This window comes from Blastopirellula sp. SH421 (assembly GCF_057808535.1).
Map to the genome: position 1 here is coordinate 5,042,595 of NZ_CM173712.1, position 26,311 is coordinate 5,068,905.

18 protein-coding genes are annotated in these 26,311 nt (G+C 56.3%); 9 read left to right on the top strand and 9 right to left on the bottom strand.

The window, feature by feature from the left end; translation table 11 throughout:
• The first annotated feature begins 414 nt into the window (after window positions 1–414).
• The 3 genes from SH421x_RS20380 to SH421x_RS20390 all read left to right on the top strand — a co-directional run bounded on the left by SH421x_RS20380 (window position 415) and on the right by SH421x_RS20390 (window position 2,646).
• On the top strand, window positions 415–1,173 hold the full coding sequence (locus tag SH421x_RS20380; protein ID WP_488851859.1) for a tetratricopeptide repeat protein: 759 nt from the start codon (window positions 415–417) through the stop codon (window positions 1,171–1,173).
• Between the two features lie 41 nt (window positions 1,174–1,214).
• Window positions 1,215–1,943: a hypothetical protein gene (locus SH421x_RS20385; protein ID WP_488851860.1), complete on the top strand. Its 729-nt coding sequence runs from the start codon at window positions 1,215–1,217 to the stop codon at window positions 1,941–1,943.
• 157 nt (window positions 1,944–2,100) lie between these two features.
• Entirely contained in the window at window positions 2,101–2,646 is a 546-nt protein-coding gene (locus SH421x_RS20390; protein WP_488851861.1) for a flavodoxin, read from the top strand.
• Window positions 2,647–2,930: 284 nt separating this feature from the next.
• Here SH421x_RS20390 and SH421x_RS20395 read toward each other — a convergent pair whose 3' ends face one another.
• The 3 genes from SH421x_RS20395 to SH421x_RS20405 form a co-directional block, all read right to left on the bottom strand.
• Window positions 2,931–4,301, bottom strand: a complete 1,371-nt coding sequence (locus SH421x_RS20395; protein WP_488851862.1) for an L-serine ammonia-lyase — start codon at window positions 4,299–4,301, stop codon at window positions 2,931–2,933.
• A gap of 171 nt (window positions 4,302–4,472) precedes the next feature.
• Window positions 4,473–4,859 carry a hypothetical protein gene (locus SH421x_RS20400; protein WP_488851863.1) on the bottom strand — a complete coding sequence of 129 codons (387 nt, stop codon included), beginning with the start codon at window positions 4,857–4,859 and terminating at the stop codon, window positions 4,473–4,475.
• Window positions 4,860–4,940: 81 nt separating this feature from the next.
• Window positions 4,941–5,381: a thiol-disulfide oxidoreductase DCC family protein gene (locus SH421x_RS20405; RefSeq protein ID WP_488851864.1), complete on the bottom strand. Its 441-nt coding sequence runs from the start codon at window positions 5,379–5,381 to the stop codon at window positions 4,941–4,943.
• Window positions 5,382–5,605: 224 nt separating this feature from the next.
• On the opposite strand from SH421x_RS20405, the gene SH421x_RS20410 reads away from it, so the two are divergent.
• On the top strand, window positions 5,606–7,261 hold the full coding sequence (locus tag SH421x_RS20410; RefSeq protein WP_488851865.1) for a hypothetical protein: 1,656 nt from the start codon (window positions 5,606–5,608) through the stop codon (window positions 7,259–7,261).
• Window positions 7,262–7,386: 125 nt separating this feature from the next.
• On the opposite strand, the gene SH421x_RS20415 is transcribed toward SH421x_RS20410, so the two are convergent.
• Window positions 7,387–8,439, bottom strand: a complete 1,053-nt coding sequence (locus tag SH421x_RS20415; RefSeq protein ID WP_488851866.1) for a M42 family metallopeptidase — start codon at window positions 8,437–8,439, stop codon at window positions 7,387–7,389.
• A 511-nt stretch (window positions 8,440–8,950) separates the two neighbouring features.
• Here SH421x_RS20415 and SH421x_RS20420 point away from each other — a divergent pair.
• From SH421x_RS20420 to SH421x_RS20430, 3 genes are all read left to right on the top strand, one after another.
• Window positions 8,951–10,252 carry a homoserine dehydrogenase gene (locus tag SH421x_RS20420; protein ID WP_488851867.1) on the top strand — a complete coding sequence of 434 codons (1,302 nt, stop codon included), beginning with the start codon at window positions 8,951–8,953 and terminating at the stop codon, window positions 10,250–10,252.
• A 12-nt stretch (window positions 10,253–10,264) separates the two neighbouring features.
• A complete protein-coding gene (locus tag SH421x_RS20425) occupies window positions 10,265–11,467 on the top strand; it encodes a cofactor-independent phosphoglycerate mutase (protein ID WP_488851868.1) in 1,203 nt (400 codons plus the stop codon).
• Between the two features lie 215 nt (window positions 11,468–11,682).
• Entirely contained in the window at window positions 11,683–13,461 is a 1,779-nt protein-coding gene (locus SH421x_RS20430) for an aspartate kinase (protein WP_488851869.1), read from the top strand.
• A 123-nt stretch (window positions 13,462–13,584) separates the two neighbouring features.
• Here SH421x_RS20430 and SH421x_RS20435 read toward each other — a convergent pair whose 3' ends face one another.
• From SH421x_RS20435 to cimA, 4 genes are all read right to left on the bottom strand, one after another.
• A complete protein-coding gene (locus SH421x_RS20435; RefSeq protein WP_488851870.1) occupies window positions 13,585–14,526 on the bottom strand; it encodes an outer membrane protein assembly factor BamB family protein in 942 nt (313 codons plus the stop codon).
• Window positions 14,527–14,701: 175 nt separating this feature from the next.
• Complete coding sequence (locus tag SH421x_RS20440; protein WP_488851871.1) at window positions 14,702–15,103, bottom strand: bifunctional nuclease family protein; 402 nt, start codon at window positions 15,101–15,103, stop codon at window positions 14,702–14,704.
• A gap of 129 nt (window positions 15,104–15,232) precedes the next feature.
• Entirely contained in the window at window positions 15,233–18,313 is a 3,081-nt protein-coding gene (locus tag SH421x_RS20445; RefSeq protein ID WP_488856461.1) for a valine--tRNA ligase, read from the bottom strand.
• Between the two features lie 123 nt (window positions 18,314–18,436).
• Window positions 18,437–20,065: a citramalate synthase gene (gene cimA / locus SH421x_RS20450; RefSeq protein WP_488851872.1), complete on the bottom strand. Its 1,629-nt coding sequence runs from the start codon at window positions 20,063–20,065 to the stop codon at window positions 18,437–18,439.
• 891 nt (window positions 20,066–20,956) lie between these two features.
• Here cimA and SH421x_RS20455 point away from each other — a divergent pair.
• Together SH421x_RS20455 and SH421x_RS20460 are read left to right on the top strand one after the other, a co-directional pair.
• On the top strand, window positions 20,957–21,835 hold the full coding sequence (locus SH421x_RS20455) for a DUF1559 family PulG-like putative transporter (protein ID WP_488851873.1): 879 nt from the start codon (window positions 20,957–20,959) through the stop codon (window positions 21,833–21,835).
• A 63-nt stretch (window positions 21,836–21,898) separates the two neighbouring features.
• Window positions 21,899–22,303, top strand: a complete 405-nt coding sequence (locus tag SH421x_RS20460) for a hypothetical protein (RefSeq protein ID WP_488851874.1) — start codon at window positions 21,899–21,901, stop codon at window positions 22,301–22,303.
• 73 nt (window positions 22,304–22,376) lie between these two features.
• Here the strand turns inward: SH421x_RS20460 and SH421x_RS20465 are convergent, their stop codons facing one another.
• Window positions 22,377–25,244, bottom strand: a complete 2,868-nt coding sequence (locus tag SH421x_RS20465) for an FtsK/SpoIIIE family DNA translocase (protein WP_488856463.1) — start codon at window positions 25,242–25,244, stop codon at window positions 22,377–22,379.
• Window positions 25,245–26,311 lie beyond the last annotated feature (1,067 nt).

A 26,311-nucleotide genomic window follows, 5' to 3' on the forward strand; every position in this document is an offset into this window, starting at 1 on the left:
CGGGCCGGCATGGCGCCCAGCTAGTCTCATCGTGCTGACGTCTTGTTGTTTCTCTTAGCAAACTTGAGCTTGCGATCGGATGGCACGGCATCTTGTTGCTGACGCAACCCGGCCAGTTCTGGACGAACTGCCCGGGCCACCCTGTAGCTCGTTCTCCGGCAGGCGTTTACGGCCAATCTCTAAAAATCGCTTCGATTCTGTTGACTCAGAACCCGTGCCTCGCTATATTATCGCTATTGAGACTCACTATCATTTCAGCCGCCAGCCATTCTGTCTTTTTGAAGCAGAAGCCAGCTCTGCTGGATGTTCCGACCTTGTTTGCCGTTTACGGCGGACTCGGCTGGCTTGGTGCGTGTGCTGCGCTTTTCGCGCAGTTACTTGCGACCGGTGGCTTCGGCTTGAAGGAGAGATTTGGTGGATTTTTACTCACTTGCGGCAGACTTGTTTCGCCAGGGACGAAGTGGTCAGGCTCTTCACGTGCTTCAGCGTCATCATGCCCGGTGGGTAGCGGATGGTCGCTGTTGGCAGTTGGCCGGACAAATTCAATTTAGCCTGGGCGAACTGGGCTCTGCGGCTCGGATGCTAGAAACTGCCGCGGTTCTTATTCCACTCTCGGCGGCGGCTCAGTGCCGGTTAGCCGAGTGTTATCTCCGCTCGCAGCGGGCTGATTTGGCGAGCTGTATCTACGTTCATTTGGCTGAAATCGAGAATCTCGACGAAGCTTCGGCCGTGGATGCGGTTCGCGGGCTGCTGCGTGTGGACGCGATTGGAGTGGGTGTTGATCTGGGGCTGCGCTCGTTGCGACGTTTTCGTGAAAACCATCGGCTGCTGGTATTGGTGGCCGAAGGTTTGGAACGCTCGGGACTGGGCCCGCAAGCGGCGCTGCCGCTGCTGTTGCAAGCCGAACGTCTGCAGCCCAAAAATCTCCAGTACAAAATCGCGGTAATCAAGCGATTGGTTGAAGCGGGACGGCGCTTGGACGCCGTTCGTCGGTTGCGCGTGATCGAGGTCGAGTCCTTAGACTGCGTCGCATCGCTCCAGCGGTTACGTCTGCTGTGGGCGGCCTGTGGCGAAGTCGCCCCAGCCGAGGCGTGCCGCGCACGTCTCGCACAAATTGAGTACGAGGCCGTTTCCTCGTACCGACCGACTGACGAAGAGGACGTGGATCACTAGTCACGCCCGATTCACCAACTGATTGCTTGGAGAGATTGCCTGTGATTCAAAATCCCTTGCAGCGCGCCGTCGCTTGCTACCGTTGCGGAATGTTGGCCGAAGCACTGCACCATGTAGACGCCGCGTTGGCCGAAGGTGAAGTCGCCGCTGACGCGTTGGAATTAAAAGGAGTGATCCTGCAAATGCAGGGGTCACATATCGCGGCGCTGCATACGTTGGTGCAGGCACGTCAGCTGCAACCCTTATCGATGGCCGCCCTGTTGGCGATCGCCGACTGTCATTGTCAATTGGGCGATATCGAACAAGGCCGCTCGATCTATTGCGAACTGTCCGAGCGGACCGATTTTCCGCCGACATTACTGTCTTGCCTGGCCGAAGGGCTAGGGCGCCTACAAGAGTTTGAGCGAGCGCGTCGCATCTGCGAATTGGCGGTGCAGCACAATCCTGAGTGTCACGCCGCGCTCTACGGAGTTGTCTACTACATGTCTCGCGCGGGTGAACCTGCTGAGCAGTCAATCCCTCTGGTCGAGAAGCTGATCGATCTGGCGCCGCGAGTGTTTCGCTATCGCATGTCTCTGGCAACCTTGTGGGGACAGCTGGGCGAAATCGAAAAGTCCTACCTGGCGATCGCCGACGCATCGCACGACGAACTCTACTCGGTCGATTGCACGTGCTGCATCACGCGCTTGATCGAGCTGTTTGCTGAGTTTGGCGATAAAGAACGCGCCGCTTATTGTCGCTGTCGGATGATAGAAATCGCGAGCGATTAACACGCGGCGTCTCGATCCTGATTGTACTTGAATCGACGGTTGGAAAAGACGCTCATGGGATAAAGACGCCGTAAAAGCATGGCGCCATGCAGAGCGTGTGAACTCTTTCGAGGCCGTTTCTTAATCGACAAAACAACCATTCTGGGAAGCAATATTGATGAGCACCACGATCGCAATTTTTTATGGTTCGACCACCGGCAATACCGAACTGGCCGCCAACAAATTGGCCGAAGAGCTGGGCGGCTTACTGACGCATATCGGCGATGTCCGTCAAACAGATCCCGCCGAGCTTGGCCAGTACGATGTACTGCTGCTAGGCGTCTCGACCTGGAACATCGGCGAAATGCAGGATGACTGGTACGACTTTTTGCGGAAGCTGGGCGATCTAGATTTGACCGGCAAAAAAGTGGGGCTATTCGCGATGGGAGATTCGTATGGGTATCCCGATAATTTTCTGGATGCGATGGGAGAGCTGTGGCAAGCGATACAAAAACGGGGCGCTGAATTGGTCGGGGTGTGGCCGAGCGCCGGCTACCAGTTTGATGAGTCGCAGGCGATGTACGATGACGAGCACTTTGTCGGTCTGGGCCTTGACGAAGATAACGAATCGGATCAAACCGAAGAGCGCATCCGCGGTTGGCTGGTCCAAGTGCTGCAAGAGATCGGGCTATTGGACCTGCAGGACTTAGCGGATGCGGGGTAAAGTTGTTTTGATGATCTGAGTGCGGTTTCTTGACGCGCTCCAGAAATAGAATTTTGAGGTCGTGTGCATTCGAACCACTTGAACACTAGCCCGCAGCGCAAGCGAGGGAAAGCGGCCTCGCCTTCAATCCGCGTCCTTATTGCATGTCGTATTCCCTCGACGGCGATACGGGCTAGCGTGAAAGTGTTTGGCTTAGTCTCTATCGTGTTTTACCGTGCGTTATCTGCGGCTTGGCCGCGTTCCATTATTGCACTCACGAAGAACGCCACAGAAACGGGACGCAACTAACATTCGGTCCAGTTGACCGCCAAGCCGCCGCGCGAGGTCTCTTTGTACTTCTTCGACATATCGGCGCCGGTACGGCGCATGACGTTGATGACACGATCGAGCGAGACGTGATGGGTGCCATCACCGTGCAGCGCTAATCGCGATGCGTTGATCGCTTTGGCGGCGCCCATTGCGTTACGTTCGATGCAGGGCGCTTGCACCAACCCGCCGATCGGATCACAGGTGAGCCCCAGATTGTGCTCCATGCCGATCTCGGCCGCTTGCTCGACTTGTTGCGGGGTTCCGCCTAAAACTTCGGTCAGCGCGGCGGCCGCCATCGAACAAGCGACGCCCACTTCGCCTTGACAACCGACCTCGGCGCCAGAGATCGACGCGTTCTTTTTGTACAGCACTGCAATGGCGCCAGCCGTCAGCAAAAAGCGGACGATGCCGTCGTCATTCGCTTGCGGGCAAAAGCGCGCATAGTAATGCAACACCGCGGGAATAATCCCGGCCGCCCCGTTGGTCGGCGCGGTGACAACGCGCCCGCCGGCGGCGTTTTCTTCGTTAACGGCCATCGCAAAAGCATTCACCCAATCAAGAACCGAAAGAGGATCGTTTGCGCCGCCATAGCGTTTGATCAACTCCTGCGACAAGCCGTGAGCGCGGCGTTTGATCTTAAGCCCTCCGGGCAAAATGCCGGGGGTGGCCAAACCTTTCTCAACGCATTTTTGCATCGCATCCCAAATCCGCATTAAGCCTGCCCGAACTTCGGCTTCGTTCCGCAGCGACTTTTCGTTTTCGAGCATGATGCTGCTGAACGACATGCCGGTCTCCTGGGAGATACGGAGCAGGTCAGCCGCTTTTTCAAACGGATAGGGGATGAGGTCGGCCGTTTGCGGCGGCCCTTGCGTGAGCTCTGCTTCAGAAACGACAAACCCGCCGCCGATCGAATAATAAGCGATCTCTTGCAGGAGAGCACCGTCCGCCGCAAAGGCGGTGAATTTCAATCCGTTGGGATGCGCCGGTAAAGACTTGCGGCGATGGAACAGCAAGTCGGTTTCGACGTCGAACGCAATCTCTTGAGTTCCGGCCAAGTTCAGCCGGTGAGATGACTGGATTCGCTCGAAGGTGGGAACGATTGCTTCGGGATCGACCGACTCAGGAGTTTCTCCTTCCAGGCCAACAAGGACCGCTTTGTCGGTGCCGTGTCCGATGCCGGTCAGGGCCAGTGAGCCAAACAGCTCGGCCTGGATTCGTGTAACGGCGTCGATCTGGCCGGCCTCGGTAAGCGTGGCCAGAAATCGATGCGCGGCCCGCATCGGGCCGACCGAATGAGAGCTGGAAGGTCCAATTCCAATCGTGAATAAATCAAAAACACTGATCATTTTCGCGCGCCTCGCCTCCGCTGATAATTGTACGCGTCACACGGCCGATCGGCGCTGGCGACGCATTGCTTATCAATCTGACGGAAGTGCTGCGGCGTCGATAGGCGTGCAGTCGAAAGAGCGAGAATTTCGCGCAAACGAGCGAGAAAATGAACAAATCCGGATAGGCTCTTAGTCCAATCGTCTTCGTTGTTTGATTCCGGCGGTCTTTTTGATCTGTTTTTGCTTCTTGAGCGTGTCGGCGATATCGGGGATCGGCTTGAAGTCGTCCTCGATCGAAGCCTGCTTGTAGTACATCTCTTCCAGCTTCTCAATCTTGTCGAGAGCGGCGTTGCGAGCACTGTTGAGCGAGGAGAACCCGGTCATGAATTCGCGCAGCCGCGACTCGTGGCCGATGAGCTGAACGCTGTAGACATGTCGACGAATGGTCGTGCCGCACTTGCGGCGCTGGATCGACAACTGCCACGATCCATGAGTTTCGACCAAGGCGATCTCGGTCCCCAAGCGATGAATGCGCACCGGCTTATCGTCATCATCGCGCGAGCGAAAATCGAACATGTAGTCGGCTCCTTGACTGCCCCATCCCTGCACGAATTGAGAGGATTGTCAGATAAGATCGGTATCGGCGAATGCCGCTGGCTAGTCGAAATGTATCTTGCAACTATCCCCGTCGCATTGATTTCGACCAAATCTGTACCGAATACGTGCAAATTGACGGTAGAAAAACGACCAAATAGGCAGACTGTAGGGAATATGCAAGAGTGGTGCAACGATCCACAAGGGGGGCAACTTGCGCGTCAAATACCGAAAAGCCTCGGCGCCCCCGTGCCGCTGGCCATTGGGCTGGACCACAAACATTTCTTCCATTAGCTGGTCAAAGGTCAGATCGCCAGCATACGGACCGACACGAGGATCATGCAGTGAAAGGTAAGAAAGCCGCCGTTTCCCCCCCAAAAAGTCGAGCCAACGGACTCCCGCTGTACAAAACCGGCAATGCCCGTCGTAGATCACCACATCGCGCCCCGGAGCTTCGCTGGGGGTTACCAGCGGTCGATCTGCGGTTTGCGTGGTGGTTAACATAACGATTCTCGGCCGAAATAGCGAAAACAAAAGTCCCTGCTGCGGAGTCTAACTGACGGTCGCAAACTTCCCAAGCTAAGAACTGCGACCGGCGTACCACCGCAACAAATTTTCCCCATTTCGGTGGATATTTGTAGGTGAAATCCGGTAAACTTCTTAGATGGAGCTTCTCGGCACGAATTACGAGAAATCCTCCCTATTTTTCGCATCCCCCAAGGGGCCTGATGATGGACAAGTTGCAACAACAAGTTGGCGCGGCGCGAAGACGACTGAACGCGCAGCAATTTCTAGAGCGACTTGTATGGTCTTTGCTGTTCGCTTATCTCGCGGCCGCAATCGCTTTGGCAGTCCCCAAGATCTGGCCCATCGGCGTTGATGGTGAGATCTGGAAGTGGAGCTGGCTAGCCGGCGCCGCGATCCTCGGTCTGGGGAGCGCGGTGATCTGGACCTATGTGGTGCGGCGCAACTCGCTGGAAGCGGCGCTCGAAATCGATTTGCGCTATGGTCTGCGCGAACGCGTATCAAGCTCGCTGACGCTGGGTCAAGCAGAGCGCGAGTCGGCATTTGGACAAGCGTTGGTTTCTGACGCGGTTCGTCGCGTCGAGCGAATCGACGTTCGAGAAAAATTTCCGTTGCGTGCTTCGTGGAAAGGCCTGTTGCCGATCGTGGTTGCGGCAGTCGCATTTATGGTGGCGATCTTCGTCCCAGACGCGCAGCCCGATCCGACCGCGGGCCAATCGGTCGCCGCCAATGTCAATCAGGAAAAAAAGATCGTCAAATCGACGACCGAAGAACTGAAAAAGAAACTCGAAGAGCGTCGCAAAGAAGCAGAAGAAAAAGGTCTCACCGACGCCAGCGAGCTGTTTAAAAAGCTGGAAGAAGGAACAGAGAAGCTCGCCAAGAAAAAAGATGCCGACCAAAAAAACACCCTGCTAGAGCTCAACGATTTGGCCAAGGCGCTCAAAGACAAAGTCAAAGAGCTTGGCATGTCCGAGATGCTGAAAGACAAGCTAGAAGCGCTGAAAAATATCTCGAAAGGTCCGGCCGATAAGATCGCCGACGCCTTGAAAGATGGCGACCTGAAAAAAGCAATTGAAGAGATGAAGTCGCTGCAACAAAAAATGGCCAACGGCGAGCTCTCGAAAGAAGAGCAGCAGGCGCTCGGTCAGCAGCTCAAAGAAATGGCTGACAAGATGAAGCAAATGGCCGACGCTCAGGCCCAAGCCAAACAAGATCTCAAGCAACAGATTGAACAGCAAAAAGCAGCCGGCAATCAAGAAGCGGCCGCGAAGCTCCAGCAGCAGCTTGACGAAATGGAAATGCAAAACGAGCAAATGGGCCGCATGGAGCAAATGGCCAAGCAGTTGGGTGAAGCGGCCGAACAAATGCAAAACGGCAACATGCAAGAAGCCCAACAGCAGCTAAGCCAGATGTCGCAGCAGCTAGAAGATCTGCAGAGCCAGATGGATGAGCTAGAAATGATGGACGAAGCGATGGACCAAATGACCGCCGCCAAAGAAGCGATGTGCAAAGCGTGCCAAGGTCAAGGCATGGACGGCATGGGGCAGATGGGGATGCAACAAGGTCAGCGTCCCGGCAACGGCATGGGAGAAGGCCAAGGTCAGGGAGATCGCCCCGAAGAAGAAACCGACACCGGCTTTTATGATTCCCAAGTTCGCGCCGACCCGAAAAAAGGGAAAGGCGTGATCGTCGATTATGTCGACGGCAAGAACATGGCCGGTAAAACTATGATCGAAATCAAAGCAGCGATGTCGGCCGGATCGTCGGAAGACGCCGATGCAATCGTCGAAAAACGACTCTCACGCGATCACGAGAAAAACGCTCAACAGTACTTCGACCTGATTCGCGACGGGGAATAAGTTTCCGTCTCGTTCAGTCCAATAAAAAAGCAGGGCGTCACCAATTGGGACGCCCTGCTCTGTTTCTTGCTCGGCCTCTTGCCGCGGCTCATAGCGCCGCGGCGCCAAACGTGAGGGTGAGCAGCCTACGGTCGAAAATCGGCTTCGGCTTCAATCATCTCGGCGAAGCGGGCCAGCAGCGTCGCGGCGTTGTCCATATCTTCGAGCGAAACCACCTCGACGGCGCTGTGCATGTAACGATTCGGGATCGATACGCAGCCGGCTGCGACACCTGCTTGCGACATCTGGAGCGCGTTCGAGTCATTGGAGGCCGGCTTGCCCAGAGCCGCTAACTGGTATGGAATCTTTTTGTCGTCAGCGGCTGCAATCAGTAGATCGACCACCTTGGGGTTCATGTTCGGCCCGCGGTAGATCACTGGACCTTTGCCGAGCGCCACTTCCCCTTGCTGACGTTTGTCGATCGTGGGGCAGTCGGTCGCATGCGTCACGTCCACACCGATCCCAACATGCGGGTTGATCCCGTGCGCACTCGTTTTGGCGCCTCGCAACCCAATCTCTTCCTGTACGGTCGAAACGCTATAGAGGGCGCAGTTTAACGTACCGGCGCGGCGCAGCGCTTCCAGCACCACCCACAGACCGGTCGTGTTGTCCATTTTCGGAGCGTTGGCCAGACCGTTGCGCATCTCTTGAAAGCCCAGCTTTAACGTGACCGGATCGCCGATGCGAATCAGCTGCTTGGCTTCGGCCTGATCCTTGGCGCCGATGTCGAGCCACAAGTCTTTTGCGGCGACCACAGTCTTTCGCTCTTCGTCGCTCAGCAAGTGAATCGGCTTGCGGGCAATCACCGCCGGGACTGGGCCGGTCGCAGTCCAGATCACCATCCGCTGGCCGATCAATTGCTGCGGATCCCAGCCGCCGATCGTTTGGGCGTAGATAAAGCCCATTTCATCAATCTGGGAGACCAGCATGCCGATTTGGTCGCAATGCCCGGCGTACATCACGCGGAGAGAAGCTCCGGTGTTCTTGGCGCCGATGACGTTGCCGTGCAAGTCGGTGTCAACCGTCTCGGCGATCGGCTTCAAATAGTCGCGCACCAGATCTTGAACCGGCTTTTCGTAGCCAGAGGGACTGGGAGTATCAAGCAAACGCTTAAAGAATTCGAGCGGCGCAGATTCCATGACGTCCTTTGCAGACAAAAAACGAAGGGGCAAAGGTTCTATCTTAACGGCTCCTCAGAAACTCAACAGCACGCTCGACACAAGCAAATTGTCGAGGATGGCTTTCGGAACCCTCGGCTTCCGGCCTCGAACGCTGGTCGCCGCAATAATCGACCTGATCCCCTCCGACGGCAAGATCGCTCCAATAAGCAACGATCCTACCCAGGCCGTCGATAACCCGCACTAATCGAATCCATGAAATCCGAACCGTAAGCCTGGCCAAGGCTTCCTACTGCTGAGAAGCCGCCTGGACCTGCTCAGGCTGCGTCGACAGGCAATGCTGACCGAATTTGAGGGCCGAAGCACGGGGAATATCAAACTGCGTCCTACGGCGTGCGGGATCGGTTCTTTGAAACCCCGAAACCTTTACCCTATAACAACTTTAGCCCGGTTGACGACGCTCACCGTGCCCCTCTACGATGAATGATTCGCTTGGAAGTCGCAGTCAGTTTGGGGAGTAGAGCGTATCGCCATGCCAAAAACGAAAGTCGCCATTGTCGGAGTCGGCACCGTGGGCGCCGGCGTTGCGCGCATTCTACTCGACCACGGAGATCGCACCGCCAAAAATGCTGGCGCCACGCTCTGGCTGCAAAAAGCGGTCGTCCGCGATCTAAGCCGCCAGCGCGACTGCCAATTGCCTGATGGCGTGTTGACGGACGACTTAGACGAAATTATCAACGATCCCGAGATCCAAGTGGTCGCCCAACTGATGGGCGGGATCGACTGCGCCCGTACAACGATGTTACGTCTGCTTGAAGCAGGCAAAGATATCGTCACCGCCAACAAAGCGCTGATCGCCGAACATGGGCCAGAGCTATTCAGCCGCGCGCACGAACTAGGGCGTTCGATCGCCTTTGACGCGGCCGTGGCCGGCGGCATTCCGATCATCACCAACTTGACGCAATGCATGGCCGCCAACCAGGTGACGTCGCTGGTCGGCATTTTGAACGGCACCAGTAACTTCATCGTCTCGAAGATGGAGGAAGATGGCGACAACTATTACGACGCCGTCCGCGAAGCACAACAGCGTGGTTACGCCGAAGCCGATCCAACCATGGATGTCGACGGATCAGATGCGGCGCAAAAATTGGCGATCTTGGCGCATATAGCCTTTGGGGCAGCGATCGATTGGAAAGAGATTCCGCGCGTCGGCATTGATTCGCTCGACCCCGTCGACTTGCAGTTTGCCCAAGAGCTGGGCTACCGGGTCAAACTGTTGGCGGTCGCACGGATGACCGACAAAGGTTTGGAGCTGCACGTCTCGCCAACGTTGGTCAAAATTGGTCGCCCATTGGCCGAAGTTCGCGGCGCGTACAACGCAATCAGCGTAACCGGCGATCAAGTGGGAGACTTGCTGTATCACGGATTAGGCGCCGGTCAAAAACCGACAGCTTCTGCTGTGGTCGCTGATTTGATCGATACCGCCGTGGGCCGCACAGCGCTGACCTTCCGCACGCTCAAACTGTTCACCAGTCATAATCCAGACATTGCGATCTGTCCTCCGCAAGAGATTGTTGGTCGCTATTACTTCCGGTTTTTGGTCGACGATCGTCCCGGCGTACTGGCCGAAATTGCGACGATCTTGGGCGAGCACAACATTTCGATCGCGTCGGTCATTCAGCATGAGCCTGACTATGAAGGCGACAACGCTGTGGTCTCGTTGATCATCATGACGCATACCGCAACCGACGGCGATGCAGACGCCGCGTTAGAAGAAATCGTTCGACTCGACAGCGTGCGAGCCGGCAACCGTAAACTTCGCGTTCAAGATTAAAGCGAGCTAGCGATGAAATACGCCATCATTATTCCCGACGGTTGCGCGGACGAACCTCAAGAATCGCTTGGCGGCAAGTCGCCGCTGGCCGCCGCCCATACGCCCAACATGGACGCAATTGTCGCCGCCGGCGTTGTCGGCCGCGCGAACAATGTCCCTGACCATTTGCCGGCCGGCAGCGATGTGGCCAATCTTAGCCTGCTGGGCTACAACCCCAACGAGTACTTCACCGGTCGCGCCCCGCTAGAAGCGGCGGCTCAGGGAATTTCGCTCGCGCCAGAAGATTGGGCGATTCGCTGCAATCTGGTCACGGTGCAAGACCAGCAAATGCGCAGCTTCACCGCCGGGCACATCAGCAGCGAAGAAGCGGCCGAACTGCTGAAAGCAGTCCAGGCCGAACTCGGCGGCGATCTGCTCGAATTTATCCCCGGCGTCAGCTATCGCAACCTGTTGTTGTACCGCGGCGAAAAGTCGCCGGCGCCGTTCTCGCAAGATACGCGCACCACGCCGCCGCACGATCTGACTGACAAATCGGTCGCTGACGATTACCCACGCGGGCCCGGCAGTGATTTGCTGTCCGAGTTGATGAGCCGCAGCGTTGAGATCTTTGCCGAGCACCCGGTCAACAAACAGCGGATCGCCGCCGGCAAGCTGCCTGCGACCAACGTCTGGCTATGGGGCATCGGCAAGCGTCCCGCGCTCAAATCGTTTCAAGATGTTTATGGTCGCAGTGGCAAGATGATCACCGCAGTTGACTTATTGCGTGGTCTGGCCGCGCTGGTTGGTTGGGACCGAATCGAAGTCCCAGGCGCCACCGGCTATACCGATACCGACTATGCCGCCAAAGGCAAGTATGCGATCGACGCATTGCCGACGACCGATATCATCTGCGTCCATGTCGAAGCGCCGGACGAAGCATCGCACGAAGGGGACGCCGCCGCCAAGATCAAGGCGCTGGAAGAAATCGATCGCCTGATTGTGGGTCCGTTGCATGAAGCCCTCAAAAAACAGGGCGACTATCGCATCCTGGTCACTCCGGATCACCCGACGCCGGTTCGCACCAAAACGCATAGTCATGGCTTTGTACCGCTCGCGATTTGCGGAAGCGGCGTCACTGCCGACAAATATACGAAGTATGACGAGGAAAACGCCGGAAGCTCGACGCTCTCCTTTGATGAAGGCTGGCGCATGATGCGTCATTTCCTCGATAGCTGACGAACGGAGAAGCACGGCCAGCATGAACCAAAAGTGGTCACACGATCCCGAGGCGCAAGCCAAGGGAATGAAGATGGCCACTTCAAGTCGTGCTGGTGTCGCTAGACAAATTCCCTCGGCTTGCGCCTTGGAATAGTGTCCAATCCGGTTCGCAAAAGCGCAATTTCAAAAAACAAGCTCCCCCTGCAGCACTTGCCGAAAGGCCGAAATCCAACATGTCTTTGATTGTTCAAAAGTTTGGCGGCACCAGCGTTGCCGACTGTGACAAGATTGTCGCCGCAGCGCGTAAAGCGATCCGCGCCCAAAAAGAAGGTCACCAAGTCGTCGTGGTGGTCAGTGCGATGGGCAAAAACACCGATGTTCTGGTCGAACTGGCTCGGCAGATCAACGATCGCCCCCCGGCGCGCGAAATGGACATGCTGCTCTCGACCGGCGAACAGGTCAGCGTTGCGCTGATGGCGATGGCGATTGATGCGCTCGGCGCCAAAGCGGTCAGCCTGACTGGCGCTCAGATCGGCATTCGCACTGATAGCACGCATACCAAAGCGCGGATCATTTCGATCGAAACCGAACGCGTCAAAGAGTTGCTCGCCGCAGGCAACATCGTCATCGCCGCCGGCTTTCAGGGGATCGACGAAAACCTGAACATCACCACGCTGGGTCGCGGCGGCAGCGACACCACAGCGGTGGCGCTCGCGGCGGTGTTGAATGCGGACGCCTGTGAAATTTATACAGATGTCGACGGCGTCTACACGACCGACCCACGACTGTTGGCCGAAGCGCGGCGCGTGCTGCAGATCAGCTATGACGAGATGCTAGAGCTGGCCAGTTTGGGCGCCGGCGTGATGCATAGCCGCTCGATCGAGTTCGCGAAAAAGTTCGGCGTGCCAATTCATGTCCGAAGCAGCTTTACCGACATCACCGGCACGATGATTGTCGATCAGCCCGAATCGATGTCGCGTCCGGTCAGTGGCGCTGCGATGACCAAAAACGAAGCCCGGATCACGATCGAAGGGGTCCCGGACATCCCTGGGATCTCGCACGAACTGTTCCACAGCATCGCTACCAAAGCGATCTCGGTCGACATGGTAGTGCAAAACATCGGCGCCGATGGCCGGGCCAATATTTCGTTCACCGTACCCCGGGATGAACTGGACCAAACGCTGGAAGCCGTCCGCAATGCGGCCCATATCTTGCAATACGCTAGCGTCGCCTATGACGAGAAGGTCTCAAAGATCTCTGTCGTCGGCCTGGGCATGGCCGAACAGTCTGGAGTCGCTGACAAGATGTTCCGCGTTTTGGCGGACCAAAACATCAATATCCAAATGATCACCACCAGCGAGATCAAGATCTCAGTGCTGGTCTCACGCGAAGACGCCCAGCGCGCCTTGGCTGCCGTTCACTCGGGCTTCTTGCTGGATGTGAAGCCGGAGGACGCACCGGAGTCAGTCGCCGCCGTACCACGCGATAGTGAACGAGACGCTGCCGAAGTGGTTGCGCGGCTGCGAACGATGGAAGATCTGACGATCGACAGCATTGTCCTCGACGATTCCCAGTCGGTTATTTCGGTTCGACGAATTCCGGATCACCCCGGCATTGCCGCTCGAGTGTTTGAAGCAATCGCCGCCGCAGGCATCTTGGTCGATATGATCGTCCAGAACGTCGGTCGCGGCGACGCGGCGAATCTCAGCCTGACTGTCCCCAAAGAAGATAGCGAACAGGCGCTGGTGGTCGCCAAGCGGATCGGCGCCGAACTAGGCGCTGAAGAGATCTTGTGCAAAACAGACGCCGCCAAGCTGTCGGTTTCCGGCATTGGACTTCGCAGCCATACCGGCGTCGGCATCCGCATGTTCCGCGCACTCAGTGACGCCGGGATCAACGTCGAGCTGATCAACACGTCCGAAGTGATGGTCAACGTCATCGTCGAAGGTAAGCAAGGTAAAGCCGGCTTAGCGGCCCTCAACAAAGCCTTCGCCGATGTATTGGTGTCGTAGAGCCGCGTCTGCCGTGGAAAGCGCTGGCCAATTCGCTTGGTCCAGCGCTGTGCGAGAATAACGGATTGAAGAGAAGCGCTGTCCGCTGAGCAGCGCTTCAGCAGGCATGGCCCTTCTTCGTGGTTAGCGAATCACGTCCCCTTCAACGTCTAAGATCTGCGAATTGGGGACTGAGTTACCGAAGCGGTCGTACTGGTCGAATGTCCAAACCACCTTTTTGGTCTTCGGTTCAATTTCAACTAGCAGCGGTTGACCGGGGCCAGCATGGCAGTTTCCGATCACATAGTTGCCGCTAGGCAAGACTTCCAACGTGGTGACCCAGGCCAACGTGATGCCGGGTAATTCTTTCTGTTGCAAACGCCAAACAACTTTTTTGTCGTGGGTGACTTCAATTACGCCGTGACCATTGCCGGTCGAGATCAGCGTGTTGCCGTTCTTCAATCGCAGCGCGGCGAAGCAAGCGTTGCCCCACGCTTCGGGTCCGTGACCACCAGCCGGCTCTTTGTCGAAGAGCGGCACGTCGTATTCCCAGACGATGTCGCCCGACTCGCCGTCGTACTCACGAACCTTGCCGTCACCTTCATGACAAACCAGGTAGTTGCCATTCTCGAGCTTGCGAACCAGTCGAGTGTCGCGATGCGGGTGCGGATTGTCGATGGTCAGCTTCACTTCTTTCAGCAGCTTGCCTTCGCGGTTGATCTCGATGATGCGGCCAATTCCCGATTCGGCGATCATCATCTTTCCATCGGCCAGCGGTTGGAATGAGTGAACTTCGATCGGCTTGCCGGCGTTCCCATTTTCATTCGCGCAGTCGTAAGACCAGACAATCTTCTTTTCGGCTGGATCAATCTCGACAATCTTCCGCATCCCCACTTGGGCGAAGATGTGTCCATCTGAGGTGACGTGGATGTCATGAATGTCGTTGAACGGCATTTCCCATTCAATTTTGCCAGCGGCGTCAACAATGGCTAACTTGCCGTTGCCTTGCGTCACGAGCCGATGACCGGCCAGCGCGGCAGCAGAGAATGAGACTGCGATCAGCAGCGTAAGAAGAGGCCGAAGCATGGGGGAACTCCAAAGACGGGGGATAGAGACCAACCGTCATCCTAGTCCTCTGGCCGCGCGAAACAACCCAACCGCTAAAGTTCAAAATCGAACGAAGCTTGGTTACGCTTCTGGGACGCCATGTTTTCGCTTATCTTCACGAGCAGAACAGGCCGCCAGCGCTAGTCGAGCAGGTCTAAGTAGCCGATTCGTCCAAGACATGTTCTTCGACGTAGATTGGCAGATTGGGCTGACTGGTGACCGCGATGGCGATCGCGTCCGAAGGGCGCGCGTCAACTTCGATCAACTCCCCTTCCATCTTGATCCGCAGGTTGGCGAAATAGGTTCCTTGATTCAGATCGCAGATGACGACGCTATCGAGCTCGCCCCCCATTTGATCAATGATGTTGCAGATCAGATCGTGAGTCAGCGGCCGCGGCGAGGCAAAATCTTTGACGCGGCGATGAATGCTGGTCGCCTCAAAGATGCCGATCATGATCGGAAACTGCCGATCACCGTCGATTTCTTTCAGGTAGATGACCTGCTGATCATTGATCTCGCTGATGATGATCCGCGAGAGTTCCATTTGGACCGGCATAAGATAATTAGACCCAATGGGTGGATTCGCGAGGAGACGGGGACAGGACACGCCTGCATTATAACGGAGCAGCGATTGCGGCGGCCAGACCAAGCGAAAATCGCCAGATGCAGACCGCCGCGATGTCGTCTACTTCTGCTGGAGCTTGACCAAGGCCGCTTCGACCGATTCCAGTTCACGCTGGGCGTTTTCTAGCCCTTCACGTTCTTTGGCGACGACGTCCGCCGGCGCTCGTTCGACAAAACTGGCGTTGGACAGTTTTTTCTCTTTGCCGGTAATCATGCCGAGCAAACGCTCGCGTTGTTTCTCGTTACGCTCAATTTCGGCGCCGATGTCGATAAAGTCTTTGAGGTCGACATAGACTTCCATGCCGGGCAAATCAATCCGCGCGTTGGTCTCAGGAATGGTCACCGTTTCGCCCCAGCCAACGCCGCGCGCATTGGCCATCGAAGCAAAGTAAGGCTCCATCGCTTCGAGCAGCTCGACGGTCTGGGCGTCACAGCGGATGACAAATTCGAGCATCTCGCGCGGCGCGATGTTTTGACGACTTCGAATTTCACGCAGGCTGGCCAGCGTTTCCTGAAACTTGGCGAACTGCGTTTCGATCTTGGCGTCTTGCCAGGCGGCGTCGATCGACGGCCACTCAGCAATCATGATGCTGTCGGTCGCGGTCGTCACTTTGGCAAGCCCGCGCTGCGGCGCCAACAGACCAAGCGACTGCCAGATTTCTTCGGTAATAAACGGAATCAGCGGATGCAACATCCGCAGCAGCGAATCCAAGACAAAGGTAATCACCCGCTGCGCCAGCGGACGCGAAGCTTCGTCGGTGAAACGTTCCTTCGTCATCTCTAGATAGAAGCTGCAAAAATTGTCCCATGCAAAGTCGTACAACGCCCGCGCGGCGTCGGCATAGCGATACGTCTCTAGGCAGCGCGTCATTTCGGCTTCGGCCGAAGCCAAGCGACTGAGAATCCAGCGGTCTTCCAGCAACAGGTCGGCCTCTTTGACCGGCGCCGGCTGAAATCCTTCTAGATTGATCATCGTGAATCGAGCGGCGTTCCACAACTTGTTACAGAAGTTGCGGCCAATCTCAAAGCGTTCGCTGACCACAGCGCCGCGCGGCAACGCCAGATCGGCTTCGCTTTGCGCCCATTGCGTCGAGAAGACTCCTTCGCACTTTTTGCAGACCACCGTGTGCTGCACTCGATTTTTCTTGGTCTGGTCAATCAAAGCGCCGCAATGCGGACACTCGTATTGCACCGGCATTCGCACATCTTGCGTTTCGGTGGTCAGATAGACGAGCCCAAACCGCAGCGAGTCGGCGCCAAACTTCTCGATCACATCCAACGGATCGACGCCGTTCCCCTTTGACTTCGACATGCGTTCTCCCATTCCATCCAAGATGGTCGGGTGAATGAAGACTTCACGGAATGGAATCTCGCCCATGTTGTTCAAACCGGCCAGCACCATCCGAGCAACCCACAGCGTGATGATGTCGCGACTGGTAATCAACGTGCTGGTTGGATAGAAGTACTCCAGTTCTGGAGTTTGCTCAGGCCAACCCAACGTCGAGTGGGGCCAAAGGGCCGAACTGAACCAGGTATCCAGCACGTCTTCTTCACGGACAAAGCCGAGCTTCTCGTACTTCATCGCCAACGCGTCGTTATCTTCGTTGATGCAGACGTGAATCATCGAGTAAGGCATCCCCACGCGCGCGGCGCCTTGGATGGTGCCGGTCTTTTCGGCGGCCTGACGTTCGACGTCGCGCTCGATCTGATACGAAGCGCGGCCAGCCGTGATATCAGGGTCAGCCTCTAAATTCGCAACCAGCTTGTTATGATCTTCCACCAACTGACAAGTTTGCGACCAAATCGGGATCTGATGACCCCACCACAATTGCCGACTGACCGGCCAATCCCGTTTTTCGCTGAGCCAGTCGACGTATCCTTTGGCGTAGCGAGCCGGGTAGATCTTCACGCGACCATCGGTCACGGCATCCATGGCGCTTTGCGCTAGTTCATCCATCCGAATGAACCATTGGTCGGCCAGATACGGTTCGATCGGCGTCTTGCTGCGATCGGAGTGAGCCAGATCGATCTCACGATCCTCGACTTTGTCCAGCAGACCGATCGCATCCAGATCGGCAACCACGCGATCCCGAGCGTCGTAGATCTTGAAGCCTTTGTACTGAGCCGCGTTCTCGTTGAGCGTCCCGTCGGGATTCAAAATATTGATCATCGGCAGCTCATTCCGCACGCCGACTTCGTAGTCATTCGGATCGTGCGCCGGCGTGATCTTCACGCAGCCAGACCCCATTTCCGGCTTGGCCCACTCGTCGACGATCAATGGAATCTCACGTTCGATCAGCGGCAACATCAGCTTGCGGCCGGCTAGCGCCATATCGCGCAAGATAATTAACTGCGGCAGCATGGTGCGGCGACGCTCGGTCAATTGATCGAGTTCGGTCTGGATCTCCGCTTTTTCTTTGCCAGGCGCCGTCTTGAGCTTCTCTCGAAGCTCCGCTTCTAGTTCGTCAAGCGCTCGCTGGGGATCGGGATGCACGGCCACCGCCGTATCGCCCAACATCGTCTCGGGTCGGGTGGTTGCGATCGTCACCACCGGCGGTTCGCCAGGCTGCGGATCAATCACCGGATAGCTAAAGTGCCAGAAGTGCCCTTGGGTCGTTTCGTGGGAGACTTCGTCGTCGCTCACGGCGGTCTGCAGGAACGTATCCCAGTTGACCAACCGTTTTCCTTTGTAGATCAAGTTCTTGGAGAACAGATCAAAGAAGGTGCTACGCACCGCACGGGCACACATCGGATCAAGCGTAAATCGGGTCCGCTCCCAATCGCAACTGCTTCCCATCCGCTTCAACTGACCCAAGATACGGGTCTCGTATTGATCTTTCCATTTCCAGATCCGCTCGACCATCTGGTCGCGGCCGAGATCATGGCGCGAAAGACCTTCTTCTTCCAAGATTCGGCGTTCGACTACCGCTTGTGTGGCGATGCCGGCGTGATCGGTACCCGGCACCCACAAGGCCTCAAAACCCTTCATCCGCTTGTAGCGAATCAACACGTCTTGCAACGTGCTGTTGAGCGCATGCCCTAAGTGAAGCGCGCCGGTCACATTGGGCGGTGGAATCACAATCGTGTAGGGAGTCTTGCTGGGATTCACCTCGGCGTGAAAGTAGCCCCGCTCTTCCCACATCGGGTAGATCCGTTGCTGCGCGGCCACAAAATCGAATCGATTCGGGAGATCTTTCGGATTGAAAGTCACAGCTTCCACTTTCTTTGGTCTCAAACGGGGGTTGGCAACAGGGACAAGCGACGATTAGTCCGCCGCAGTTGACTGGGCGCTAGCCCGCACCGGCAACTTACCCCGTTGTTCATCTTTATAAAGTTTGTACTCAATCGCATCGACCAGCGCGTTCCAGCTGGCTTGGATGATATTTTCGCTGACGCCGATCGTGCCCCATACGTCATGCTCGTCGGCGCTTTCGATCGTCACGCGAATCCGCGCGGCGGTGCCGGCTTCTTGATTCACCACACGTACTTTGTAGTCAACCAGATGCATCTCTTCGAGCGTCGGAAAGTAGCCGTTCAGCGACTTTCGCAGTGCGACGTCCAGCGCCTGCACCGGGCCATCCCCTTCACCCACTTCGTAGCGAATCTCGCCGTCGATCGAGACTTTGACAGTCGCTTCGGTCATCAAGTCGACCATCTGATGTTCGACTAAATCTTCAACTTCGACGTGATATTTGAGAACCTCGAAATGAGATTGAAACACGCCGGCAACCCGCTTGACCAACAAGTCAAACGAAGCTTCGGCCGCTTCAAACTGATAGCCTTGGTTTTCTTTGGCGACGACTTCGGCCAGGATCTTATCCATCAGCTCGCGATCGTCCTGCAGATTGTGCTTGGTCGTCAGCGCGACAATGTTGGATCGGCCTGACAATTCGCTGACCAGCACGCGGCGTTCGTTGCCGACGGTCTGCGGATCGATATGCTCGTAGCTGGATGCGGCGCGGTTGATCGCGTGGACGTGCATGCCACCCTTGTGAGCAAATGCGCTTTGTCCGACAAAGGCCTGATTGTTGCGACGATTGACGTTGGCCGTGTCATACACGAAGCGCGAAAGCTCGGTTAGGTGCTGATAGCCGGCGCCGCCGATCACCTCATATCCTTTGCGCTTTAAGCCCAAGTTGGCGATCACCGAAATCAGATCGGCGTTGCCGCAACGTTCGCCAAAACCGTTAATCGTCCCTTGCACTTGCACCGCCCCGGCATCAACTGCGGCCAGACTGTTGGCGACCGCCAGATCACCATCGTTGTGCGTGTGAATGCCGACCGGCACGTTGAATTCGGCGAGCGCGGCGATCGCTTTGGCGGCAAACTCCGAGATCTCTTCGGGCAAGCTGCCGCCGTTGGTGTCACACATCACCACCAGTCGAGCGCCGGCCTTTGCGGCGGCGCGAATCGTTTCGGCGGCGTACTCAGGATTCGCTTTCCAACCGTCAAAGAAATGTTCGGCGTCATAGATCACTTCGCGACCTGCGCTGATCAGGTAGCCGATCGAGTCAGCGATCATCGCCAGATTTTCTTCCAGCGTCACCCGCAGTACGTCGGTCACATGAAAATCATGGGTCTTGCCGACGATGGTCACCACCGGCGCGCCAGAGCCGATCAACGCTTGCATCCCGGGGTCGTCCGCGGCGCTGATCCCTTTGCGGCGGGTCATCCCAAAGGCGCAGACCTTGGCGTGTTGCAGGTTCAGATCTTGGACACGACGAAAATACTCGGCGTCTTTTTCATTCGACAGCGGGTATCCCCCCTCCACAAAATCAACGCCGATCTCGTCCAGGCGCTGCGTAATCGACAGCTTGTCCTGCAAAGAAAAGCTCACGCCTTCTCCCTGGGCGCCATCGCGAAGCGTCGTGTCGTAGATCTCGATTTTTCTCATGAAGAAAGTCCCTATTGGCGGGGGCGAGCCACGTTGGGTATCTGCGCTGTTAGTTTTTTGGCGCTGCCGGGTAGTAAACAAAAAAAGCCCTGAGGCCGCGAAGGGCTTCAGGGCTGTTGGAAGTCGGTGATTCGCCGTTCCACTAGCCAAGCCCACAGCGGCCCGGTACTACGATTTGTACAATCGTAATCGGTCCCTGCTGCGAGCCTACGTTGATCAGCGTGTTGGGCATTTCCCTGCACCCTTTTCAGGCGAACGGCCAGTCTTTCACAAATTGTGCGGAAGACGTAAGTCTAAAATTGCCAGGATTCTATGTCAACCAGACGCTCCCGCCGGGTGGGCGGTTCGCGCTGCGGGTTTGGCCTCTTATTCCCTTGTTTCTGGAATGACGCTGGGTGACCAACCGGGACATAAAGCTCGCAACTTGCCCATTCTAGGCTGCTCGCCAATCCGTGGTGACCCTTCGCGATTCTTCATTAACCAATTGCATAAGCAATCGTCAATCCATAGACACCTTCGCTGTGGCCCCCATTAGGACCATTTATCCTTGCTGGCCCTGTTGAGAGTCGCGATTTACCGATCTGAAGGAGGGAAATCTACAAAAGCAAGCAATCTAGTTGAGATTCTACTTAAAATTTGATAAAAGATGATTAGCGAACAAAGCAAGTCATTCCCTTGTAATTCAAAGAACTAGGGAGCGTAATTGCTTGCCGATCGCAGGCGTGATCTTCGCCAATCAAGCATCGGTCCGATTTGAAGGGCGCCGGGCTCACTTTGGTCTGCTGAAGGGATCATTACCCTATCGACATTGTTGCTTTTCCTTTTTTGCTGCGCGGCTGTTTCTAGCTTTTTGATACTATTCTTATCTCTTCTAGTTAAATAGGTTCTCTGATGTCCGTACTTTTCCGCAGACGGGCCGGTTTTACCCTGGTCGAGCTGTTGGTTGTCATCGCAATCATCGGCGTGCTGATTGCTCTGTTGCTGCCGGCGGTGCAACAAGCCCGGGAAGCAGCTCGTCGCATGGCATGCTCAAATCACTTAAAGCAGCTTGGACTGGCGCTGCACAACTATCACGATACGTACGGCAGCTTTCCACTCGGCTGCCAAGGAGACTCGGAACGGACGGCCTTGCATGTCGCTTTGTTGCCGTTCCTAGAGCAGAGCAGCTTGTATGACCAGATGGACACGAAGCTCAATTACGGATCAGGAGTGAACGCGCAAGCTTTGAGAACTCGTCTAGACGCTTATCTCTGCCCCAGCGGTAACGAACCGATGGCCGACGATAACATTGAATACTACACCACGCATTATTACGGCGTGCTGGGCGCTAAGGGGACCAATCCCGCGACCGGCAGTTCCTACGAATATAATCCAGGCACCGACACCGCTTACGGAGGTTTCTCTAAGGGAGGGATTTTTTATGAAGGCGAAACTCGTGCGATGCGTGACATGATCGACGGTACGAGTAATACGTTGGCGTTCGGCGAGATCTCGTGGAGTGATCGCAACGGCAAGGCGACTCGCTATCGTCCTTGGTCGCGAGGCGGACGCGTCGGCTATTACTGCGTCGGAGCAAAAAATGTGAACGATGCGATCAACTCGGACCAAACAGGACGCTTCAACGATATGTCTTTCGGCAGCAGTCACCCCGGCGGTGCGATGTTCACCTTGGGAGACGCGTCGGTTCGCTTCCTCGCGGAAACTATCGATCACGACACCTATTTGGCGGCCGCTAGTTGCAAAGGCGGCGAATCACTTCCCCTCGACTAACCGGCTGCTGACACCGCGCATCCTTTGTTTCGTCTTAACTCTTTGCCTTTCTCTTTGGTTTTGATGATGAATTATATTCAATCCGCCTTTGGCGCCCTCCTCGCGGTTATGCTGCTGGCGACCAGTGGTTGCGGTGCGGCAGATTCGACGGGCTTCCCCGTTAGCGGCGTCGTGACGTTCAAAGGTTCGCCAGTGCCGCGGGGGACGGTGACATTCAGTCCTGACTCGTCGCAAGGGAACTCCGGACCTGCTCTCACTACCGATATCATCGATGGCAAGTTCAATACTGCCGGCGCGAGATTCGGGATGCAAGAAGGGGCTTACCGCGTGCAGATTTATGGTTATGACGGAAACGCGAAGCCCGAAATGGAAATCCCGTTAGGACGAGCATTGTTCAGCGTGTTTCGCACCGAAGCCACCGTCAACCAGCAAAACGCCAGCGAGCTGGCGTTTAACGTCGCAAAGTAAAACGCGATTTGCCGCAGCAACAGAGGACGCTCTATGGGAGCGTCCTTTTTTTGTAGGTCCCAGCAAGCATGGCTTACGCCCGCTTCTGACGCCCACCCTTCTTCGGCTCCTCTTCTTCCTCGGCTTCCTCCTCTTCGTCGACTTCTTCTTCGTACTCCTCTTCCTCGTATTCTTCTTCGTCGCCGTCCTCTTCTTCATACTCGGCGTCTTCGTCGTACTCTTCGACTTCCTCCTCGTCCTCGGCTTCTTCTTCGTCGAATAGTTCCGCTTCTTCCTCTTCGTATTCCTCTTCCTCTTCTTCTTCGATATCAGGTACCGGGACAACCTTATTGGAGCGTTTTGATTCGGCCGCCGCTTTCTTTTTCGGCTTGGCTTCGATCACGTCTTCTTCGATCTCGATCTTGGCGGCAGGCGAATCGCCGGACTTCATCTGCTCCCACTCGATCGAGGTGATTGTCACTTCGCGAGCCTGGGATCCGTTGTAAGGTCCGACGATGCCATCTTCAGCCATGAAGTCGATCAACCGGGCGCCGCGACCATAACCAACGCCCAGCGCGCGTTGCAGCAGCGACACGCTGCCGCGCTGTTCGGCGACGATCACGTCGACCGCTTGCTCGTACAGCTCGTCCCGTTTCTTCATCTTGCTGGGGTCGGCGACGGCGCCATCTTCGACCTTCAACTGGACCAACTCTTTCACAAAGTCTTGTTCGCCGGTGCTGACAAAGTCGACGACGCTGTTGATTTCTTCGTCCGACAGGTAGGTCCCCTGACCGCGAAGCAGCGAGCTGGTGCCGGGCCACAAGAACAGCATATCGCCGTTGCCCAACAACTTGTCGGCGCCCATCTCGTCCAGCACGACGCGACTATCGGTACGGCTGGCGACCTGGAACGCCAAGCGAGCTGGCAAGTTGGACTTGATCAAGCCGGTGATGACGTCGACCGTCGGCTTTTGCGTCGCTAGGATCAAGTGAATCCCGACCGCTCGGCTCTTCTGCGCGAGCCGAATGATATGCTGCTCGACTTCTTTGCCCGAGGTCATCATCAAGTCGGCGATTTCGTCGGCGACGATCACGATGTAGGGCAAGTTGGTCGGGACGCTCTTGCGATCTTCTTCGTCGCCGACTTCCAGACGTTCGTAAATCTCTTCGGCGCTCAGCTGGTTGAAGACCGCCAGATGTCGCACGCCAACCTTGGCCAGAAGTTGATAGCGTTCTTCCATCTTCTCGACCGCCCAGGCCAAGATCGCCTCGGCCTTTTTCATGTCGGTGACGACCGGGTGCATCAAGTGGGGAAGCGTTTTGTAGCAGCTCAATTCGACCATCTTCGGGTCGATCATCAGCATGCGAACTTCGTCGGGACGTCGGGTCATCAGGATCGACGTGATCAGCGCGTTCAAACAGACCGACTTACCGGTACCAGTACGACCGGCGATCAACAAGTGAGGCATCGACGCCAGATCAACGACCAGCGGATTGCCAGAGACGTCCTTGCCCAAAAAGATCGGAATCTTCATCTTGGCTGATCGTCCGAGACCTTCTTCCATCACCTCACGCAGGCGGACCATCTGGCGTTCTTCGTTCGGCACTTCGATCCCGACCGTGTTTTTGCCGGGGATCGGCGCGACGATACGGACGCTCGGCACGCGCAGCGCGATCGCCAAGTCGTCGGCCAGGCCGGTGATCTTGGAAAGTCGCAGCCCTGCCTCTAGCTCGACTTCGTACTGAGCGATCACCGGGCCGGTTTCGATCTCGACTACTTTGACGTTGAAACCGAAGTTGGCGAAGGTTTTCTCCAGGATCTTCGCCTTCTGCCGGACTTCTCTTTCCTGGGCTTCGTACGAGAACTCTTCGTTCTCGATCAACAGATCGATCGGCGGCAGCTCGTAGTGCTCATGCTTCGGCTCGTCGTCGGCGGCGGCGTTCAATTCTTTGATGACGGCGGCGCGATCGTCCTCTTTGGCCTTCTTCTTGGACTTCGCGTTCTTCACGGCCATCGGATCGTCTTCGACTTTGACCACTTTGTCCGCCAACGTCTTGACTGGGATGCTCTCCGCTTCCGCCTCTTCCTCGTCTTCTTCCTCTTCCCATTCCGAGTCGTCTTCCTCCGCTTCTTCTACCGACTCTTCCTCTTCCCACTCTTCGGCGTCGGCTTCCTCGGCTTCGCTCTCGTCGTCGTCGGCTTCAGCTGCTTCTACCTGGCGACCGCCGATGCGGATCGTCATTCCTTCTGTGATCTCTGCTTCGGCATCTTCCAGATCAGTTGCAGCTTCTGCATTGTCCTCCGATCCAGCCGCGGCGATTTCGGCAGCCCCCTTCTTGCTGATTCGTTTGGCGACGATTTCTTTGCCCAGAACTGCGGTCTCGATTCCCTTAATCCCCACGACCATCGCCAATCGCAACAGTTGGTACTCGGTGCAAAGGAAGAGTCCCACGCCGGTCACGGTCAGCGCTAACAGCGTTCCGCCGATGGCCGCAAAGTGCTGATGCAGCAGGGTAGAACCAAGCGTGCCGAGCACGCCGCCGGCGCCTGACAAAGGCCCGGTTCCTAGCAGTGGAGCATACATCGAAGCGAGCGCCGTCAGCCCAGTCAGCGAAGCGAGCCAACCGAACATCCGCAGCGCCGGCGCCGTGACCTCTAGCCGTCTTAGCAGAATGAAATCCAGGGCCGCCAGCGATAGCAATAGATAACAGGCGCCCAAGCCCCCTAATCGGGAGAACAGCAAATCGGCCGCCAAAGCGCCCATGCCGCCGCAGATATTGGAAGCCCGCTCGGCGGCCGGATAAACCACCTGGTCTGGCTGATAAACTTCGCTGATCGGAAAAATCGGCGCAGGGATTGGGTCGGCCGCATTGTAGCTGACCAACGACAACAGCAGAAACAACACCACCGCCGCCAATCCGATTGCGATCAGGTCGCGATGTAGGCTGCGATTTTCAAACATGGCGGGCGCCACTCCATTTTGGCTGACGACATGCCGTGCATGTCGCAAAGTCGCGGGGCGATTCTTGCCCGACATAATCCTGCTGGTCCGTCTCCTTCTTTTTCGGCATTGCTAGCGAGATAAAATCAACGTCACCCAGTCGCGCAGCGCCGTTTCGCTGGTGAAAAAATCTGGCCCCACCGGTACGACCGGAATAGGCGACAAGACAGGCAGTGACGCATAGCCGCATCCAACACTTGCCAGAGGCGCAAGTTTTGAAGTTGCGCTATTCAGCAGGTTCGTAAGAAATAGAACGCGGAGGACACGGATGAGTCACGGAATTACACGGCCAGAGGGGTGATTTGCAATTTCGATCACGCCCAATTTGTTTACAAACCAAGCCAATTTGAAAATGCCTGCTTGCGGCACAAACAACGATTTCGGACCGTGAAACACCGTGATTTATCCGTGGTATCTGTGTTCCATTCTTGGTTTGTCCTCCAATAGCGCAACTTCAAAAGGCGCAAGCCGGTGGAATCCGTGCCCCCCGAAACCTCAGTTCAAACGCTTACCCTTCTCCCCTCACCTTCCCGTTGAATCCCCTGAATGGTTGCTGGAAGATCCCGAACTTTATTCCGCGGTCAACTCGACGAGCTTACTTTCGAGCGCTACTGCCATGCAGAGCAGAACGCCGCTCACCTAAGGTGGGCTGTTCGTATTTCGCCCTCAAAAACTCAACGAATGCCCCGGCATTCTCTCGACGTGATCCGTATTTGAGCCCAATAAATCCCCCAACGAGACGACCGCAACAGTAGACAAATCGCCATTACAATATATTTTCGGCCTGGATTGCGCCAACAAAACTTTATTGAGCTTTTTTATCCGGCTTACTTGTAAGGATTGGCGCCGTAGCGGTAATTAGTAATGGCCCAAGTGCACGATGTTCTGGCCCGCGAGGACCTCGATTCGCGTGAGCCTTGACGAACTACTCCAGCGTATCGCTGATCCCCGAATGGCAAGAGAAAGCGACTCCATCGCAGGCTATGACGAACTTTCGATCTTGTCGGTGAAGTCGCGATTCCTCTCTT

What these genes read in the sequence shown, in the direction of transcription:
- SH421x_RS20410 (WP_488851865.1), top strand. Translation starts at nt 5,606, where the DNA reads ATGATGGACAAGTTGCAACAACAAGTTGGCGCGGCGCGAAGACGACTG.
- cimA (WP_488851872.1), bottom strand. Translation starts at nt 20,065, where the DNA reads ATGAGAAAAATCGAGATCTACGACACGACGCTTCGCGATGGCGCCCAG.
- SH421x_RS20405 (WP_488851864.1), bottom strand. Translation starts at nt 5,381, where the DNA reads ATGTTAACCACCACGCAAACCGCAGATCGACCGCTGGTAACCCCCAGC.
- SH421x_RS20390 (WP_488851861.1), top strand. Translation starts at nt 2,101, where the DNA reads ATGAGCACCACGATCGCAATTTTTTATGGTTCGACCACCGGCAATACC.
- SH421x_RS20420 (WP_488851867.1), top strand. Translation starts at nt 8,951, where the DNA reads ATGCCAAAAACGAAAGTCGCCATTGTCGGAGTCGGCACCGTGGGCGCC.
- SH421x_RS20430 (WP_488851869.1), top strand. Translation starts at nt 11,683, where the DNA reads ATGTCTTTGATTGTTCAAAAGTTTGGCGGCACCAGCGTTGCCGACTGT.
- SH421x_RS20435 (WP_488851870.1), bottom strand. Translation starts at nt 14,526, where the DNA reads ATGCTTCGGCCTCTTCTTACGCTGCTGATCGCAGTCTCATTCTCTGCT.
- SH421x_RS20465 (WP_488856463.1), bottom strand. Translation starts at nt 25,244, where the DNA reads ATGTTTGAAAATCGCAGCCTACATCGCGACCTGATCGCAATCGGATTG.
- SH421x_RS20445 (WP_488856461.1), bottom strand. Translation starts at nt 18,313, where the DNA reads ATGTGGGAAGAGCGGGGCTACTTTCACGCCGAGGTGAATCCCAGCAAG.
- SH421x_RS20455 (WP_488851873.1), top strand. Translation starts at nt 20,957, where the DNA reads ATGTCCGTACTTTTCCGCAGACGGGCCGGTTTTACCCTGGTCGAGCTG.
- SH421x_RS20460 (WP_488851874.1), top strand. Translation starts at nt 21,899, where the DNA reads ATGATGAATTATATTCAATCCGCCTTTGGCGCCCTCCTCGCGGTTATG.
- SH421x_RS20440 (WP_488851871.1), bottom strand. Translation starts at nt 15,103, where the DNA reads ATGCCGGTCCAAATGGAACTCTCGCGGATCATCATCAGCGAGATCAAT.
- SH421x_RS20395 (WP_488851862.1), bottom strand. Translation starts at nt 4,301, where the DNA reads ATGATCAGTGTTTTTGATTTATTCACGATTGGAATTGGACCTTCCAGC.
- SH421x_RS20400 (WP_488851863.1), bottom strand. Translation starts at nt 4,859, where the DNA reads ATGTTCGATTTTCGCTCGCGCGATGATGACGATAAGCCGGTGCGCATT.
- SH421x_RS20415 (WP_488851866.1), bottom strand. Translation starts at nt 8,439, where the DNA reads ATGGAATCTGCGCCGCTCGAATTCTTTAAGCGTTTGCTTGATACTCCC.
- SH421x_RS20425 (WP_488851868.1), top strand. Translation starts at nt 10,265, where the DNA reads ATGAAATACGCCATCATTATTCCCGACGGTTGCGCGGACGAACCTCAA.